Source organism: Halorubrum sp. SP9, assembly GCF_005435015.1.
Lineage (GTDB): Archaea > Halobacteriota > Halobacteria > Halobacteriales > Haloferacaceae > Halorubrum > Halorubrum sodomense.
In genome coordinates this window covers 1-519 of the sequence record NZ_SGXU01000306.1, presented here as the reverse complement: position 1 = coordinate 519, position 519 = coordinate 1, and the positions used below count along the sequence as shown (strand labels likewise).

The 519-nt window shown below is 57.8% G+C and carries 1 protein-coding gene and 1 pseudogene; one reads left to right on the top strand and one right to left on the bottom strand.

Translation table 11 applies throughout. From position 1 onward, the window contains the following. Positions 1-230 (top strand): annotated as a pseudogene (locus EXE45_RS17655) (tryptophan synthase subunit beta); the annotation flags it as partial. A 34-nt stretch (positions 231-264) separates the two neighbouring features. Here the strand turns inward: EXE45_RS17655 and EXE45_RS17650 are convergent. Continuing rightward, the coding region (locus tag EXE45_RS17650; protein WP_137695100.1) for an N-acetyltransferase at positions 265-519 on the bottom strand (255 nt) is incomplete at its 5' end.

Sequence of the window (519 nt, the reverse complement as noted above, 5' to 3'; positions counted from 1 at the left end):
AAATGGGGCGGGCCGAGTATCACGCTGTTTCCGATGACGAGGCGTTGGCTGCCTTCCGTGAACTGAGCGAAGCAGAGGGGATCATTCCTGCCCTAGAACCAGCCCATGCGCTTGCGTTGGCTGCGAAGCTGGCTGAGGAAGATCGCCACGATACACTGCTTGTGAACCTCTGTGGCCGTGGCGATAAGGACATGCAAACGGCTGCGGAGCACTTTGATCTCTCAGACTGAGATTTCTCCCAAAGAACCCGCCGCTGTCCGTTGACTACAGCTGCTTTTCAAAATGGACGAGCTCGTATGATCCGGCGGTTGAGGTCCCTGTCTGTTCATACCCTTGCCCGGCATAGAAGTCAAGCGCGGCCGATTGTCGCGTTGACGTCGTCGCGAGAAGCGTCTCAAAGCCATTAGCAGCAGCTCGCCGCTCAAGCTCACGAAGAATTTGCTTCCCATACCCCCGTCGTTGCTGCGGTGGGGCGACACGCATTCGATGTAGTTCTGCGGCCCCGGGCCTATCTCGTTC